Here is a 16,174-nt window from a genome sequence, read left to right as displayed (position 1 = left end):
AGGTGCCCGCGTTTCGTCCTCTAGTTGCGGTGGTTCGTCAGCGAACTACCGCAACTAGAGGACCAATCGCGTGGATCAGTGGCAGGTGTAGGTGGGAGAGTTGTCCTCGCTCTTGCCGTCCAGGCCGATCAGCTGGGTCGAGAACCCGTTCTCGGTCATGTTCAGCTTGAGCACGCCGTACGTTTCGAGCAGCTTCGCCGTCGCGGTGTGCGGCGAGCCCGGCGGGTACGCCGTCTTTCCGCCGGTACCGCCGATGATCTGCACCGGACCGTTCACGTCCTTGCCACCGTCGGCGTTCTGCGGATGGAACCGCTCGTAGTGGTGGTCGTGCCCGTTGAGCACCAGGTCGACCTTGTTCTGCACGAGGGTTTCCCAGAGCTCGACCATCTTCGGGTTGTCGCCGTGGTCACCCGAGCTGAAGCGCGGGTGGTGGTAGTACGTGGCGACGCAGGGCTTGGTGTTCTTCGCCAGGTCCTGCTTGATCCAGTTCAGCTGCTCGTCGCTGACGGCGTTCGCGGCCAGTCCCGGCGAGAACTCCGTGCTGTCGATGGCGACGAAGTGCCAGTTGCCCATTTCCCAGCTGTAGTAGGTCTTCCCGTTCGGGGTCGCGATCTTCCCGAAGTACTGCTTGTAGGCGCCCAGCGGGGTGTGGTCGTAGGTCTCGTGGTTGCCCGGGATGGGGCGCATGATGTTCTTGTACTTGCCCCAGGTCTTGTCGAAGTACTTGGTGAAGTCCTCGATATGGGCGTCGTCGTACTGGTTGTCGCCCATGGTGATCACCGCGGCCGGGTTGATCTGGCCCACCAGCGCGGCGGTCTTCGGATGGATGCACGAGGACGACGACGCGGTGCACTGGTCGGCGATGTCGCCCGCGGCGGCCAGCACGAACGACGAACCTCCGCCGCCGGCCTGGGTGGTCGCCTGGATCTGGGTACTGGCGGCCGAAGTGTTGCCCGCGCCGTCCTTCGCACGGACGGTGTAGGTGTACGCGGTCGACGCGGTCAGCCCGGTGTCGGTGTAGGACGTCGTTTCCGACGTACCGACGACCTGGCCGTTCCGCAGCACTTCGTAAGCGGTGACACCGACGTTGTCCGTCGACGCCGCCCAAGTCAGGTCCACAGTGGACGAAGTGACCGCACCGGCCTTGAGGTTCGTGGGGGCCGTCGGCGCCTGGGTGTCACCCGAGGAGTCCGACGTGCCGTAAACCTGCATCTCCCAAAGGGAATAGCCGTAGGTGGTGGCGCGCTTCGTCGCGACGAGACGCAGATACCGGCCGCGCGCGGACAATCCGGTGAGGTCGTCGGTGCCGCCGTTGCCGTTGGTGACGGATTTGACCGAGGACCACGTCGAGCCGTCGTTGGAGACTTCCAGCTTGTACGCGGTGGCGTAGGCCGCTTCCCAGTTCAGCTTGACGCGGCGGACGTCGGACGGGCCGCCGAGATCGACACGGATCCACTGCGGGTCCGCGCTGTAAGCGCTTGCCCACCGGGTGGCGGTCTTCCCGTCGACGGCGAGCGGGCCGCCGTAGTCGGCGGTCTCCACCGAGGAGACCAGAGTGGGCTTTCCTTGGGACAGAAGGACATCAGCGGCCTGCGCGTTACCGCTGAGCAGGGTGGGCAGCAGGATGAGTGCCGCGCCTAAGGGTAGTAGTCGAGTTCGGGCCTTCACATCGTTCTCCCGGGATCCGTGGCGGCGGGACGGTGTCTGACGGTGCGCGGCGTTGTTCGTTTGGTAACTTTCCTAACGAATGCGTACGGTAATCCGTACCACTCAGCGAGTCAAGACGTAGACTCGCCCCATGACCGGCGCTTTGATCTTCGACTTCGACGGCACGCTGGTCGACACGGAGGCCGCCGTCCTCGTGGCCTGGCAGGAGACCTTCCGCGAACGCGGCGGCGAACTCCCGCTGGACGTCTGGCATACCGTGATCGGCACGCAGAACACCGCCAGTGCGATGTTCGAGTTATTGGCCGAGGACGACGAACACCTGGACAGGCTCGCCGTCCGCACCGGCGTCCGCGCCCGGGTCACCGAACTCCTGGAATCGGTCGGGCCTCGCCCCGGAGTGCTGGAGTACCTCGCGGAAGCGAAGGAACAAGGGCTCCGCCTCGCCATCGCCTCCAGTTCCACCGGCGACTGGGTCGGCACCCATCTGGCGCGCCTCGACCTGGCCGGCGCGTTCGAGGCCGTGCTCACCGGCGATCTCCACGAGGCGAAGCCGAGCCCGGACCTCTATCTGGCCGCGCTCGCCGCGCTGGACCTGCCTGCTTCGGCGGCGATCGCGTTCGAGGATTCACCGCACGGCGTCACCGCGGCGAAGGCGGCCGGGCTGACCTGTGTCGCGGTGCCCAACCCGATCACCGCCGTACTGAACTTCGACCACGCCGACATCGTCCTCGGATCGCTGGCCGACGAACCGCTGAGCGCGCTTCTCAGCCGCTGAGCTTCTCCCCCAGCCGGGTGAGGAACGGGCGCTGCCCCTTGAGGAGTTTCTCCTCCGCTTCGGCGAGCCCGAACCAGGCGACCCTGTCGACCTCCGGGAACTCCTGCGTCCGGCCCGAACGCGGCGGCCACTCCATCTCGAAGGTGCCCGGGACGACCTGAGCCGGATCGAGGTCCGCCTCCACCGCCCACACCGTGACGACCTTGCCGCCGGACTGCTTGACCTCGCCGAGCGGGACGTACTCCCCCTCCGGCGCCGGCAGCCCGAGTTCCTCCTGGAACTCGCGCCGCGCCGCGGCCTCCGGTGTCTCGTCCGGCTCGTACTCGCCCTTGGGCACCGACCAGCCGCCCGCGTCCTTCTTCGCCCAGAACGGCCCGCCCATATGTCCGAGCAGTACCTCGGTCACCTCGCCCGACCTGCGAAAGAGCAGGATCCCGGCACTCGTCTTACCCGCCACGGTGTCCAGTCTGCCGCTGCTCCGACCGAGTGACGCGACCGGCCCGCGAAAAAAGTTTCGAGCCGGATGTCGAATCGTGTCGAGCCCGTCCGACGCGTTGGCAGAAGCGCCCCACACACTCCTCGGAAGGACCAGAACGATGACGCAGACCACGACCCCCCGGACCACCGCCACCACGACCGCCACCGCCACGCCGCGTGCCGCCAAGGCCCAGGGCGTCATCCAGTCCGCCGTGCGCATCGTCGTGTCGTTCCTCTTCCTCTGCCACGGCCTGCAGGGATTCGGCTTCTTCGGTGGCGTCGACGGCGCCGGCGGCTCGGTCGAACTCGGTTCCTGGCCCGGCTGGTACGGCAGCGTGATCGAACTCGTCGGCGCCGCGTTCGTGCTGGTCGGCCTGTTCACCCGACCGGTCGCTGTGCTGCTCTCCGGCGTCATGGCCTTCGCCTACTTCACCGTCCACGCACCGGAAGGCCTGCTGCCGCTGCAGAACGTGGGCGAGCTGTCCACCCTCTACTGCTGGATCTTCCTGCTGATCGCCGCGATCGGCCCGGGCACCTTCGCGCTCGACACGCTGCGCCGCCGCCGCTGACCCGGCGGAAAAACGCCCCCTCCCTGGAATGAATCCAGGAAAGGGGGCGTTTTCGCGTTCGCCCCGTTGCCGGGTTGTTAATTCCGGACATATTCCCCGAACTACCCCACGAAAGAAAGTACCGTGCAACGGGATGAGGCAGCATCCTCAGGATATCAATGGTTTAGACCACCTTGAGCCGGAAGGATGCGTCATGACCCAGACAGTCACCACGACGAGCATCGAGGCGGGCCCGACCACCGCCAAGTGGCAGGGAATCGCCCTCTCCGTCGTCCGTGTCGTCGTCTCGTTCCTCTTCCTCTGCCACGGACTGCAGAAGATGGGATTCTTCGACAAGCCCGCCGCCCCGTTCGGCACCTGGCCGGGCTGGTACGCCGGGGTGATCGAACTGGTCGGCTCGGCGCTCATCCTCGTCGGGCTGTTCACGCGACCGGTCGCGGTGCTGCTCTCGGGCACCATGGCCTACGCGTACTTCGTCGTCCACCAGCCCGACGCCCTGCTCCCCCTGCAGAACAAGGGTGAGACCGCCGCGCTGTACTCGTGGGTCTTCCTGCTGTTCGCGGTGGTGGGCCCGGGCACCTACGCGCTCGACACCCTGCGTCGCCGCCGCAAGTCCTGACCTCTCCCGAACGCTATGAACGGGCCTTTCCTTGCAAAATTTGCAAGGAAAGGCCCGTTCCTAGCGTTTTCGTGAGGCGTCAGCGGCCCTGCGGCATCCCCGCGGCCAGGTCGGACAGCTCGAGCACGTGCTCCATCAGCATGGTCAGGACCTGCTTCGTCGAGTCACGTTCCCGCGCGTCGCACAGCAGCAGCGGGACGTCCATGCCGACGTCGAGCGCCTGGCGGACCTCCTCGGTGCCATAGCGGTACGCGTTGTCGAAGCAGTTGACGGCGACGACGAACGGCAATCCGCGGCGCTCGAAGAAGTCGACAGCCGCGAAGCAACTGTCGAGCCGTCTGGTGTCGGCCAGCACGACGGCGCCGAGAGCGCCTTCGGCCAGCTCGTCCCACATGAACCAGAACCGGTCCTGCCCGGGCGTGCCGAACAGGTACAGGATCAGCTCGGGGTTGATGGTGATCCGGCCGAAGTCGAGGGCGACCGTGGTGGTCGTCTTCTTCTCCACACCGGTGAGGTCGTCGACGCCCTCGGACGCCGCGGTGATGACCTCCTCGGTACGCAGCGGGGGAACCTCGCTGACCGAACCGACCATCGTGGTCTTACCGACCCCGAACCCGCCGGCGATGAGGACCTTGACCGCGTTCGCGGTCAACGATCGCCGAGGCTCAGAGTTTCCGGATGCCATCAAGAACCGCCTGGAGTACGTGTTTATTGGGGGTGTCGGTCACCGGTGTCGCGGTGCGGAACAGCACGAGGTTCTGCTCGATGAGGTCGCTCAGCAGCACCTTCACCACCGGCAACGGCAGATCGATACGTGCGGCGACCTCCGCCACCGAGGTCGGTCTCTGGCACAGATTGAGAATGCGCCCGTACTCCGGCTCGAAGCCGGCGACCTCGTGCGCGGTGCGCATGGCGACCACCAGCGTGATCAGGTCGAGGCCGAGCGTGTCCGAGCGGGTGCGCCCGCCCGTGACCGCGTACGACCGGACCAGCGGCCCGGCGTCCTCCTCGAACCACGACTCGTGCCGGCCGCTCATGGCGAAGTGGGAGTCGCGGCGCGAGGCGCCGAGGTGAGCACCGCGCCGACCCGCTTGACCATCAGGTTCATCTCATAGGCCACCAGGCCCATGTCCGCGTCTTCCTTGGCCAGCAGCGCCAGACACGCGCCGCGGCCCGCCGCGGTGACGAACAGGAAAGCGTGGTCCATCTCGACCATGGTCTGCCGGACGTTGCCGCCGCCGAAATGCCGTCCGGTGCCCCGCGCGAGGCTCTGGAACGCCGACGCCACCGCGGACAGATGCTCGCCGTCCTGCTCCGACAGGTTGCCGGAGCGTCCGATGAGCAGGCCGTCGGAAGAAAGGACTACCGCCCTGTCCGCACCGCTGACCCGCTTGACCAGGTCATCCAGCAACCAGTCGAGTTCACTGACTCCTGCGTTGGCCATCTAGTCACGATCTCCGTACATGTCGAGGTCGGTGTAGTCGTCGGTGGGTTCGGTGTCCCGGCCGCGGCGCGTGCCCTGCTGGAACGCGGCGAGGCGATTCCTGGCCAGTTCGGGGGTGTCCTCGCGGACCTCCTCGCCCTGGGCTTCAGGCCGGTCCTCCATCAGCTGGGGGACCAGGTTCTGCTGACGGCGGCGCTGAGGCAGTGGTGGCCTGCCGGGCGCCTCGGGGCCCGGTCGCCGGGTCTGCGGCGGCCGGACGTCCTGCGGTCGGGAGTCGGCGGGCGGCCACGCCGGTGGCTGCACCGGCCGGGCCTCGCCACGTACGGGCTCGGGCCGGATCGGCTCGGGCCGGGCCATTTCAGGCCTCTGCGTCTCGAGCCTCGGCATTTCGGGCCGCGCTGTCTCGGACCTCGGCGTCTCGGGACGGGGCACTCGCGGCTGGCGCGGGGGCAGCGGCGGCAACGCGGCACCCGGCGAATCCGGGCCGGGCTGCTGCTGCACCGGGGCTTGGGGAGCCCCGGGCATCGGCACCGGGAGCTGCGGCGGTTCCGCCGGGAACTCGGTGCGGTGGCGGGCACGGCGGCCCGGGCGCAGCGGCGCGGCGTCCGGCACCTCGGTGCTCTCGGGGTCCACCTCGTCCTCCGGCTGATCAGACGGGACCGGCGCGAGCAGGTCGGTACGAACGAGCACGATGGCCCTGGTGCCGCCGTACGCGGATTCGCGCAGGTGCACGGAGATCCCGTGGCGTGCGGCGAGCCGCGCGACCACGAACAGGCCCAGCCGTGGCTCGGTTGACAAGGCCATGATGCCGAAGTCCGGCGGATCGGCCAACATCGCGTTCAGTTCGGCGGCCTGTTCCGGCTCGATCCCGAGCCCCTGGTCCTCGACCTCGATCACGACGCCCTTGCCGACCACGTTGCCCCGCAGCTCGACCCGCGACTGCGGCGGCGAGAAGGCGGTCGCGTTGTCGATCAGCTCGGCGAGCAGGTGCACGAGGTCGCCGACGACCGGGCCCTGGACCGCGATCGCGGGCATCTTCGCCGTCTTGACCCGGGCGAAGTCCTCGGTCTCGGCCGAGGCACCACGGGTCAGCTCGGCGAGGGTGACCGGCTTGCGCCACTGACGGCCGGGCTGGCCGCCACCGAGAATGATCAGGTTCTCGGCGTTACGACGGGCACGGGTCGACAGGTGGTCCAGCTGGAACAGCGTCTCCAGCTGCTCCGGGTCCTCCTGCTTGCGCTCGGCCTGGTCGAGCACCTTGAGCTGACGGTGCACGATGACCTGGCTGCGGTGCGCGATGTTGAGGAACACCGTCTTGGTGCCCTCACGGGTCCTGGCCTCTTCGATGGCGGCCGCGATGGCGGTCTGCTGCGCCTTGTTGAAGGCCTCGGCGACCTGGCCGATCTCGTCGTCACCGTGGTCGAGGAAGTGACCCTTGTCGTCGAGGTCGACGGGCTCACCCGCCCGCACCCGCTCGACCAGCTCGGGCAGCCGGATCTCGGCGACGTCGAGGGTGTCCTCGCGCAGCCGGGCCAGCCTGCCGATGAGCCGGTTGGACAGGCGCACGGCGATGACGAACACGCCGATGGCCACCAGCAGCGCGATGGCCGCGGCGATGGCCGAGGTGATCAGTGTCCGGTCGGCGTCGTCGATGGCCTGAGTCGTGGCGGCGCCACTCTGCTCGACGAAGCCGCGCATCATCGCGTCGCCGACGCCCCGGGCCGACTGCAGCCAGAGCTGCTCGGGCACCGGGAGCGTGGCCTTGCTGTTCTGCAGGAACGTGTTCTCGACCGCGCTGACGGCCTTCCACGGATCACTCGCGATCAGCTGGTCGAACTTCGCCTTGACGCCCGGGGGCATCCGCGTCACGGACGACTCGAGCAGCGAGCGGTACGAACCGACCTGGGTGACGTACGCGCGGTAGGTCTCGTCGGTGAAGCCGCCGCCCGCCACGGCCGCGGCGGCGAGGGCGTTCGACCGCTGCAGCTGGTCGATCGCGGTGAACAGCGGCACCGCGGTGATCCGCTGGTAGGCGTTCTCCGCGTTCGGCGCGTCCTGGGCGAAACCGGTGAGACCTTCGACGAACTGGTCGACGATCTGGTTGTAGTAAGTGAAGGCGTCGAGCAGCGGCAGCTGACCGGAGTCGGCCGACTGCCGGATCTGCGGCATCTTCTGGAAGAGCCCGCTCACCGTGGCGATGTTGCGCTGCACGCCGTCGGGCGAGTTGCCGACCAAGGTCTGGAGATAGCTGACGACGCCTTGGGTGGCGGCGTCGGTCTTGGCGCGCTGCTCCACGAGCGCGGCGTGCTGAGAACGGTCACCCGCCAGCTCGCGCAGCGTCAGCCGGCGCTCCTCCTGGATCTGGCCGAAGAACGGGACCGTGGGCGCTTCCGAGCCCCGGATCCGTTGCGCGTAGTCGCGGCCGTTGACGGCGTCGAAGATGAGGTAGCCGCCGATCGCGAGACCGACGAGCATCAGCGCGGTACTCGGAATGAGCGCGATCATCAGAACGCGCGAACGAATCGAAGACCCGCGGCCTCGTCGAAGGGAAATCTGCTTCACCGTGGTCCGTTTTCCTTCCGGCAGTTTTGGTGTCGGGTCGCCGGGGATCTCATCTACCCGGATCCGCATAGCCGGATCAACACAGCGTGGTCCGCTCCGCCCGCGAAGACGCTAGGAGACCCAAACGGGTGAGTCAAGTCCAGACGCGAAGGGTAGTCACGTATTCCCGTGACTCCCTGACGACCACGTGGCGGACCTCGTCAGTCCACCACGTGCTTTGAGGCGCTCACCTGGGCGTCTTTGCTGCTGGCCACCTGGAGGTTTACCGCAGGCAGCGGCTTGATCCGCCGTCCACGGACTCGATCAAGTAACAGCCGAGCGTACTCATGTCTCAACAAGAAAGTCGACGAAAACTACTCGCCGTGACCTCGCTCACGCTTTCGGACCAGAGCCCCACATACCGTTCGGTTTGCGAACGACATCCCCCAGAAGGAACGAGGGTGCAAGGGCCTTCGAACCGCGAAATCGAGAATTACCGACACCTATTGCGGAAGATTCCGCGAAATGATCTTCGTGGCGCCCGCTGAGCTCGTCGTCGAGGAGCGCGTCGACCTTGGCCGACGCGTCGCGGAGCAGCCGGACGCCCGCCCAGCACAGCGTCGCCACCCCGCAGACCAGGAGCACGACGAGCGCCGTCTCGACCGGGTACCGCGAACCGAATTCATTGAGCAGGAAACCGGCGGCGAGACCGAACACGGCGACGACGGCATAGGCGAGCGGTACCGGGCGGACACGCTGCGGCCGGTGATTCGCGATGGGTAAGGACACTTGTCCCCTCCTTTTCCCGGCGCCGTGGCCTGCGCCTCGCCGGAGAGACGCACGACGCGGCTTTTCCTTACGTCACAGGGAAAGGATCTACGTCACACTCGCGGCGAGAGCGAAGATCGAGTTTAACAGCGGGCCAGTGTGAAATCGCCCCTCTCTCCCCCACGGGGGCGAGGTGATCACCTTTTTGCCACCGATTCCTGAAGGAGATTCACTCTTTTCGGCTGGTGTCATGAAAGGGTCTTTCAGGACACTTTTCGTCCCGCTAGACCCTTTCATGACACTTCGACAGCAGCAAGACAGAACGTTCTCCATACTGGCCGGGGCCGCCCGGCACCCTCGTCAGCTCCGGAGCTCCCGCAACGTCGAGACGGCGCGGAGCACCTCGCCGTAGGTCGTGTAGAGCGGCGCCAGGCCGAACCGCACCACGTCGGGCGGGCGGAAGTCCCCGATCACCCCGCGTTCGGTCAACGCCGCCGTCGTCTTGGCCGCGTCGTCGTCGGTGATCGAGATCTGGTGCCCGCGGTCCTCGCCGCGCGGGGTCAGGATCGTGGCGCCGTCGAGGAGTTCGTCCGCGCATCGGAAGAAGAACTCACCGAGCGCGAGTCCCTTCTCCCGCAAGGCATCGCGGTCCACGCCGTCCCAGACGTCGAGCGCCGCGTCCAGCGCCAGCAGCGAAAGGATGTCCGGTGTGCCCGAGCGGCCGCGCGCGATCCCGGCGCCCGCCTCGTACGCGCCGCGCATCGCGAACGGGTCGCGGTCCCCGGCCCAGCCGGCCAGCGGCTGCTCGAAGCGATCCAGCCATTTCGTTGCCACATAGAGGAAAGCGGGCGAGCCCGGACCACCGTTGAGGAACTTGTAGGTGCAGCCGACGGCGAGGTCGACCCCGCAGGAATCCAGTTCGACCGGGAGCGCGCCGACGCTGTGGCAGAGGTCCCAGAGCGCCAGTGCCCCGGCGCGGTGCAACGCCTCGGTCAGCGCGACCATGTCGTGGGCGCGTCCGGTGATGTAGTCGACGTGGTTGATCAGCGCGACGGCCGTCCGATCGCTCACCGCGTCCGGCATGTCCTCGGCGACCACCCGGCGCACCAAGCACCCGGTCAGCCGCGCGGCCTCGTCGGCGATGTAGCCGTCGGTCGGGAAGGTGTCGGCGTCGACCAGGATCTCGTCGCGGCCAGGGTTGAGCCTGGTCGCGGCCACCAGCGCCTTGAACAGGTTCACGCTCGTCGAATCCGCCACCACGACCTGCCCCGGCGCGGCGCCCACCAGCGGAGCGATGCGTTCGCCCACCCGCACCGGCGCCTCCCACCAGCCCTCCGACCAGGAGCGGATGAGCCGCCCGCCCCATTCCTCACGGACGACGACGGCGAGCCGCTCCGCGACGTGCTTCGGCGGCGCGCCCAGCGAGTTACCGTCGAAGTAGGCGACACTCGCGTCGAGGTCGAATTCGTTTCGCTTGTGCGCCAAGGGATCGGCCGCGTCCAGCGCCGCGGCCCCGGCTACGAGATCAGTCACAGCGGTAATCGTCGGCGAGGGTGTTCCAGAAGTCCAGCTCATAGGACTGAAAGAGCCGGGCATGGGTACGAGCGTCCTTTTCGGACAGCCCACCGGCGTCGAGCGCGGTCTGGACCGCGACCACGGCGAGTGGCCGAGCGCCAGCCCTTCGCCGGAGGCCAGCGTCGTGAAGAACTCCCGCGCGCCCTGCTCCTGCGAACGCGACGCGAGGGTGAGGAAACTGCGCCAGTCGCTGCGGTTGTCGTCGTCGCGCGGCGCGAGTTCCGCCTGCACGGCGTTCAACCCGTGTCGGCGACTGACGCGGTAAAAACGGAAAAGGTGGACATTTCGCGTAGTGCAACCGTGGCCGCGATTCTCTATCCACCACTGACGGAAGCCCTTACAGTGTGGCTGATCAGGCAGCATCGAGGAGGCCAGCGTTGACCACCCAGCCGACCGTCGCCGAGCAGATCGAAGGCCAGACCATCCCCGCCCTGCTTCACCGCAACGCCGAGGAGTTCGGTGAGTTGCCGGCGGTGACGTCCCTCGACGCCGAGGGCAAGCCGACCCTGAACTGGCGTGAGTTCCGCACCGCGATCACGGAGGTGTCGCGCGGCCTCGCCGGGCTCGGGCTCGGCACCCGTGACCGCATGCTGATCATGGCGCCGAGCAGTCCCGAACACCTGATCGCCGACCTCGCCGCGGCCCATCTCGGCGCGATCCCGTGCACCGCTTACGCGACGCTCAGCCCGGAACAGATCGGGTACGTCGCCCGGCACAGCGCCGCCGGAGTCGTCGTCCTCGCCGGGGCCGACGAACTCGGCCGCTGGTCCCAGGTCCTCGACGACCTGCCCGCGCTCCGGCACGTCGTCGTCCTCGACGAATCCGTGATTCCCGCGGACGACAAGCGTTTCCTGTCCTTCGCCGACCTCCGCGCGGCGGGCGCCGAACAGCACGCGGCCGACCCGGCGGCATTCGAGACGGCGTGGTCCGCGATCACCCCGGACCACCCGCTGTCGATGATCTACACCTCCGGCACCACCGGCGACCCCAAGGGTGTCGTGCTGTCGCACCGCAATGCCATCTACCAGGCCACCGCGGTCAAGGCGCTGCACGAATCCCCGATGCACGCCACCAACATCGCGTACCTGCCGCTCGCGCATATCGCCGAACGCGAACTGTCGATCTACATGCCGATCGTGTGGGCCGGGCACGTGCACACCGTCGGCGACCCCACCGCCGTCGTCGGCGCGCTCGGCCAGGTGCACCCGCAGAGCTTCTTCGGCGTTCCCCGCGTCTGGGAAAAGATGGTGGCGGGGCTGAAGAACCTGCTCGGTTCGCTGCCGGAGGACAAGCGCGACGGGCTGCTCGGCGCCAACGAACTCCTGCAGCAGGGCTACAAACTGCGCAGTGACGGCAAAGAGGTCCCGCCGGAACTGGCGGAGAAGATCGCGCAGACCGATGCGGCCGCGCTCGCCCCGGTGCGGGCCATGCTGGGTTTGGACAACATCCAGGTCGCCTCCAGCGGCGCCGCCGCGCTGCCGGTGGAGATCCTGTACTTCATCGCCGGGCTCGGGATCGAGATCCAGGAGGTCTGGGGCCTGTCCGAGACCACCGGCGCGGTCACCTCGAACACGCCGTCGGCGTTCAAGGCGGGCAGTGTCGGCAAGCCGCTCGAAGGTATCGAGGTGAAGGTCGCCGAAGACGGCGAACTGCTGGTGCGCGGCGCGATCGTGTTCCTCGGCTACCTGCAGGAGGACGGTTCGATCAACCCCGACATCGACGCCGACGGCTGGCTCGCCACCGGCGACATCGGAACGGTCGACGAACGCGGCTTCGTCACGATCACCGACCGCAAGAAGGAACTGATCATCACTTCGAGCGGGAAGAACATCGCCCCGACGAAGATCGAGGGACTGCTCAAGGAGCACCCGCTGATCGGGCAGGCGGTCGCGATCGGCGACGACCGGCCGTACGTCACCGCGCTGATCGTCGTCGACGACGAGATCGCGCCCGGCTGGGCCACCGCGAACGGCCTCCAGCTCACCGAAGGGCAATCGTTCGCCGACAACGAGCAGGTGCGCGCCGAGATCGAGAAGGCCGTCGAATCGGCGAACTCGCGGCTCGCGCGGATCGAGCAGATCAAGCGGTACCACGTGATCCCGAAGGCGTGGACGCCGGAAAGCGGTGAGGTGACCCCGACGCTGAAGCTGAAGCGGCGGATCATCAACGACCGCTACGCCCCGGCCATCGCGGACCTGTACACCGGCGAACGCGGCGCGTAAGTCTCTGCTGGTCCGTGAAGGACTCCTTGAGGGAATCAGAGTTCCTCAAGGAGTCCTTCACGGAATCGTCCAAAGGGTCGCCCGAGGTGGCCTGACGCTGCTAACTTGCCGCCGTGGATCTCTTCTCCCGCTCTTGGGCGGCGTTGCTCGCGGCCGTTGCCGATCTCCCCGACGAAGACTTCGCCAAACCGTCCGGCTGTGCCGGCTGGCTGGTGCAGGACCTGGTGTGTCACCTGGTGATCGACGCGCAGGACGTGCTGATCACCCTCGCCACCCCCGCCGAAACGGCACCGACGCGCGACGCGGTCACCTATTGGGAGGTCAGCGACAAGCCGCCCACCGGTGAAGACGACCTCGACGCGTTGATCGTGCGTCTCGCCGCCGCGTACCAGGAGCCCCGGCTCCTCAAGTTCCACCTCGACGACGTCGGTTCCGCCGCGGGCCGTGCCGCCGACCTCGCCGACCCGGGGATGCGGGTCGCCACCCGCGACATCGTGCTCTCCGCGGGCGACTACCTCACCGCCTACGTCCTGGAGTGGACGCTGCACCACCTCGATCTGGCCGCCCACCTGCCGCACGTGTCGGGACCGTCTGACGCGGCCCTCGCCAAGACGCGGCAGATCGTGGAGCGGCGCACCGGGGAGAAGTTCCCCGCGTCGTTCTCCGACACCGACGCGCTGCTGGTCGGCACCGGACGCCGTGAACCGACCCCAGCCGAGCAGGCCGAATTGGGTGACCTGGCCGCGAAGCTCCCCTTCGTGGTCGGCTAGGCCGTCCTGGTCGACTCCGTCCACTTACGCAGCCTGGGCGGGACACGCTTTTCGAGGCCGTAGTTCTCCAGGTGCGCGCTGAAGACCTCGTCGAAGGCGCGCTGCACGGTCTCGGTGTCCCACACCGGCCGCTCGAGGATGGGCTGCTTCAGGAACGGCTGCCCCATGACGTGCAGTTGCGGCCCGTTGCAGCGGATCATCTGCCCGGTGATGCCGTCGGACCCCGCGCCGAGCAGGAACAGCACGACCGACGCGATCCGTGACGGCGTCCGGTCCGGCGGGCAGGCCCGCAGCGACCGTTCGGATTTCCACACCATCCGGGTGTGCGCGAGCGGGCAGAGCGCGTTCACCCGGATCCCGCTCTCCTCCAGGTCGAGCGCCCAGGAGTAGGTCAGGGAGGCGACGGCGCCCTTGCTCGCGGCGTACACGCCCAGCTTGCGCTGCCCGAGCGAAGCCCCGGACGAGATGTTGACGATCGAGCCCCGGGTACCGCGCGAAACCATCGCCTTGATCGCGGCGAGCCCGGTGTACATCACGCCGAGCACGTTCACCTCGACCAGTTCGCGGGCCTGCTCGACGTCGTCCTCCCACGGCAAGGCCTCGTAGTTCAGGCCCGCGTTGTTGACCAGCCCGTCGATCCCGCCGAATTCGGCCAGGCAGAGATCGATGATCTCCTGCGCCTGCTTCGGATCGGCGACACTGTGCCCGCTGGCCACCGCCCGGCCGCCGAACCGGCGGATGTTCGCCGCCGTCCGCTCGGCCAGCCCGGCATCGATGTCATTGACGACGACGGCGCCACCCGCTCTCGCCACATGCACCGCGAAGGCCTCCCCCAGCCCCCGCCCCGCGCCGGTTACGACGACCGCCTTGTCGTCGAGCAAACCGTTCATCGGTCTCACCCCTTTTGCCCGGCCGGCCTCCACCTCCAGACCGGTCTGTTTTCAGTGTTGGCCCATTCGGCCCAACGCGGGCTCCGGCGGCGGCGAACGGCACCCGCGCTGCGCCGAGCGAGTGTGGGGCGATCGGTGCGGAGATACCCGCGCACGAGTCAGACCGGCGTGACCGACCCGTCAGACGGCGTAGCTCGATCGGCCTAACAGCCCATGGATCGGTTGGTCTTCTGTTCGTCTCGCTGTAGCCGGAGGCATACTGAACGTCGAACAGCGGGTCCTTAACTGTGACTCCCTCGACGGTCCCGTAACAAGGCAGGCAAGAATGCGAGGGAGTGAAGTTCACCCGATCGGGGGGAGGTGGTCACGCAGTGAAGACGAACGCGACGCCCAAGATGACCGCCGCCCTGGCGAACCGCGAGTTCCGCGCACTCTGGTTCGCCGAAGTCCAATCCCTCATCGGGGACCAGCTCACGATCGTCGCGCTGGCGATCCTCGTCTACGACCGCACCGGCTCCGCCCTGCTTTCGGCGGTGGTCTACTCCCTGACCTTCCTGCCCGCCCTCGCCGGCGGCCTCGGCCTCTCCCAGCTGGCCGACCGCTACCCGCGGCGCACCGTCCTCGTCTTCTCGTCGCTGTTCCAGGCCGTGCTGATCGGGTTCATGGCGATCCCCGGTACCCCGCTGCCCCTGCTGTGCGGGCTGGTGGTGCTGGCGCGGCTCGCGAACGCGCCCGGCAACGCCGCGCAGAACGCGCTCACCCGCGAGGTGTTCACCGACGACGACCTCTACCTCAAGAGCCAGGACATCCGCGGTATCTCCACCAATACCGCGATGCTGCTCGGCCTCGCCGGCGGCGGTCTGCTGGTGTCCCAGGTCGGCGCGAGCTGGGCCTTGGCGCTCGACGCGGCGACCTTCCTGCTGAGCGCGGCCGTGGTCCGGCTCGCCGTCTCCCGCCGCGCGGCCGCGTCCGATGGCGGCGGCAGCTGGTTCGGCGCGGTGAAGAACGTCTTCGCCAACCGTCACCTGCGGGTCTTGATCTGGCTTTCGTGGCTGGTGGGTCTCGCCGTCGTCCCGGAAGGCCTCGCGGCTCCGCTCGCGGCGGAGATGGGCGTCGGGAAACAGGCGGTGGGCTGGCTACTGGCCGCCGATCCGCTGGGATTCGTCATCGGAGCGTTCCTGCTGTCGCGCTTCGTGTCCGCGGAACAACGAAGGAAACTGCTGGGTGTGCTGGCGGCACTGCCGATGATCGCCCTGATCGTCTTCATCCTCGAACCGGGACTGATTCCGGCGCTGCTCCTGCTGGCGGCGGCGGGCGCGGCGGGGGCATACCTGATCACGGTGAGCGCCACGTTCATCACCTGGGTCCCGAACGAACTCCGGGGCGGTGCGGGTGGGGTGTACCGCACGGGTCTGCGGGTCGCTCAGGGAATCGGGGCGGGACTCGGCGGGCTCGCCGCCGAGCGGCTCGGGTCCGCGACTTCGGCCATCGCACTGGCCGGCGTGGTCGGCCTTCTCCTGGCCGTGCTGGTCGCGTTCAGCTGGGCGCACGTCAACGGAACCAGCCCGGAACCGTTGTTGTCATGAGGAATCCACACTGGACGGCCCCTGGGGCGGCACAGCCGCCCGGCGGGTTCGTACTCGATGATCTCGACGGAACACTGCTCCGATACCTCGGTCTTCGGCGGTGCGCTCTTCGGTACCCGGGCCGAAATCAATCAAGCGACCCGAAACGGCTCTTGCTCAGAAGTCACGGCTCGACACGGTCACACACCTCCTGGCCACCTCGCTGCGAACTAATACCTTGTCCCGGCTCAAAAGTCACGACTGGACACTATCCGTCACCCCTTCCGCACC

General features: G+C 67.9%; 16 protein-coding genes. 6 read left to right on the top strand and 10 right to left on the bottom strand.

The annotated features are described in order from the left end of the window. Positions 1 to 75 precede the first annotated feature (75 nt). Positions 76 to 1,668 carry a discoidin domain-containing protein gene (locus tag ACLJRL_RS02325; RefSeq protein WP_410654297.1) on the bottom strand — a complete coding sequence of 531 codons (1,593 nt, stop codon included), beginning with the start codon at positions 1,666 to 1,668 and terminating at the stop codon, positions 76 to 78. A 130-nt stretch (positions 1,669 to 1,798) separates the two neighbouring features. Here ACLJRL_RS02325 and ACLJRL_RS02320 point away from each other — a divergent pair, with 130 nt between their 5' ends. Continuing rightward, complete coding sequence (locus tag ACLJRL_RS02320) at positions 1,799 to 2,443, top strand: HAD family hydrolase (RefSeq protein WP_410654296.1); 645 nt, start codon at positions 1,799 to 1,801, stop codon at positions 2,441 to 2,443. Here ACLJRL_RS02320 and ACLJRL_RS02315 read toward each other — a convergent pair. Then, positions 2,433 to 2,900, bottom strand: coding sequence for an NUDIX domain-containing protein (locus tag ACLJRL_RS02315; RefSeq protein ID WP_410654295.1), 468 nt, complete (start codon positions 2,898 to 2,900; stop codon positions 2,433 to 2,435). The genes ACLJRL_RS02320 and ACLJRL_RS02315 overlap by 11 nt on opposite strands. Before the next feature lie 139 nt (positions 2,901 to 3,039). Here ACLJRL_RS02315 and ACLJRL_RS02310 point away from each other — a divergent pair, with 139 nt between their 5' ends. Continuing rightward, a complete protein-coding gene (locus tag ACLJRL_RS02310; protein WP_410654294.1) occupies positions 3,040 to 3,489 on the top strand; it encodes a DoxX family protein in 450 nt (149 codons plus the stop codon). Positions 3,490 to 3,682: 193 nt separating this feature from the next. Beyond that, a complete protein-coding gene (locus ACLJRL_RS02305) occupies positions 3,683 to 4,108 on the top strand; it encodes a DoxX family protein (RefSeq protein ID WP_410654293.1) in 426 nt (141 codons plus the stop codon). Between the two features lie 79 nt (positions 4,109 to 4,187). Here the strand turns inward: ACLJRL_RS02305 and ACLJRL_RS02300 are convergent, their stop codons facing one another. The 7 genes from ACLJRL_RS02300 to ACLJRL_RS02270 form a co-directional block, all read right to left on the bottom strand. Then, on the bottom strand, positions 4,188 to 4,793 hold the full coding sequence (locus ACLJRL_RS02300; RefSeq protein ID WP_410654292.1) for a GTP-binding protein: 606 nt from the start codon (positions 4,791 to 4,793) through the stop codon (positions 4,188 to 4,190). Beyond that, on the bottom strand, positions 4,774 to 5,145 hold the full coding sequence (locus ACLJRL_RS02295; protein WP_181773680.1) for a DUF742 domain-containing protein: 372 nt from the start codon (positions 5,143 to 5,145) through the stop codon (positions 4,774 to 4,776). Before ACLJRL_RS02295 ends, ACLJRL_RS02300 begins: the two co-directional genes overlap by 20 nt. Then, positions 5,142 to 5,552 (bottom strand): roadblock/LC7 domain-containing protein, encoded by a 411-nt coding sequence (locus ACLJRL_RS02290; RefSeq protein ID WP_037341577.1) that lies wholly within the window; start codon positions 5,550 to 5,552, stop codon positions 5,142 to 5,144. Before ACLJRL_RS02290 ends, ACLJRL_RS02295 begins: the two co-directional genes overlap by 4 nt. Then, entirely contained in the window at positions 5,553 to 8,114 is a 2,562-nt protein-coding gene (locus tag ACLJRL_RS02285; RefSeq protein ID WP_410654291.1) for a nitrate- and nitrite sensing domain-containing protein, read from the bottom strand. A gap of 372 nt (positions 8,115 to 8,486) precedes the next feature. Then, positions 8,487 to 8,882, bottom strand: a complete 396-nt coding sequence (locus ACLJRL_RS02280; RefSeq protein WP_410654290.1) for a hypothetical protein — start codon at positions 8,880 to 8,882, stop codon at positions 8,487 to 8,489. A 339-nt stretch (positions 8,883 to 9,221) separates the two neighbouring features. Further along, positions 9,222 to 10,403 (bottom strand): kynureninase, encoded by a 1,182-nt coding sequence (locus tag ACLJRL_RS02275; protein ID WP_410655133.1) that lies wholly within the window; start codon positions 10,401 to 10,403, stop codon positions 9,222 to 9,224. Further along, positions 10,387 to 10,518, bottom strand: coding sequence for a hypothetical protein (locus ACLJRL_RS02270; RefSeq protein ID WP_410655191.1), 132 nt, complete (start codon positions 10,516 to 10,518; stop codon positions 10,387 to 10,389). Before ACLJRL_RS02270 ends, ACLJRL_RS02275 begins: the two co-directional genes overlap by 17 nt. Positions 10,519 to 10,813: 295 nt before the next feature. Between ACLJRL_RS02270 and ACLJRL_RS02265 the strand changes: the two genes are divergently transcribed. Continuing rightward, positions 10,814 to 12,658 (top strand): AMP-dependent synthetase/ligase, encoded by a 1,845-nt coding sequence (locus ACLJRL_RS02265; RefSeq protein ID WP_410654289.1) that lies wholly within the window; start codon positions 10,814 to 10,816, stop codon positions 12,656 to 12,658. Between the two features lie 113 nt (positions 12,659 to 12,771). Further along, positions 12,772 to 13,428 (top strand): maleylpyruvate isomerase N-terminal domain-containing protein, encoded by a 657-nt coding sequence (locus ACLJRL_RS02260; RefSeq protein WP_410654288.1) that lies wholly within the window; start codon positions 12,772 to 12,774, stop codon positions 13,426 to 13,428. Here ACLJRL_RS02260 and ACLJRL_RS02255 read toward each other — a convergent pair. Continuing rightward, positions 13,425 to 14,318 carry an SDR family NAD(P)-dependent oxidoreductase gene (locus ACLJRL_RS02255; protein ID WP_410654287.1) on the bottom strand — a complete coding sequence of 298 codons (894 nt, stop codon included), beginning with the start codon at positions 14,316 to 14,318 and terminating at the stop codon, positions 13,425 to 13,427. The genes ACLJRL_RS02260 and ACLJRL_RS02255 overlap by 4 nt on opposite strands. Positions 14,319 to 14,689: 371 nt before the next feature. Between ACLJRL_RS02255 and ACLJRL_RS02250 the strand changes: the two genes are divergently transcribed. After that, positions 14,690 to 15,904, top strand: a complete 1,215-nt coding sequence (locus ACLJRL_RS02250) for an MFS transporter (protein WP_410654286.1) — start codon at positions 14,690 to 14,692, stop codon at positions 15,902 to 15,904. Positions 15,905 to 16,174: the final 270 nt, after the last annotated feature.

Origin of the sequence: Amycolatopsis sp. lyj-112 (genome assembly GCF_046549055.1) — a bacterium.
Classification (GTDB): Bacteria; Actinomycetota; Actinomycetes; order Mycobacteriales; family Pseudonocardiaceae; genus Amycolatopsis.
The sequence above is the reverse complement of the archived record's forward strand: the minus strand, read 5'-3'. Positions and strand labels throughout refer to the sequence as shown.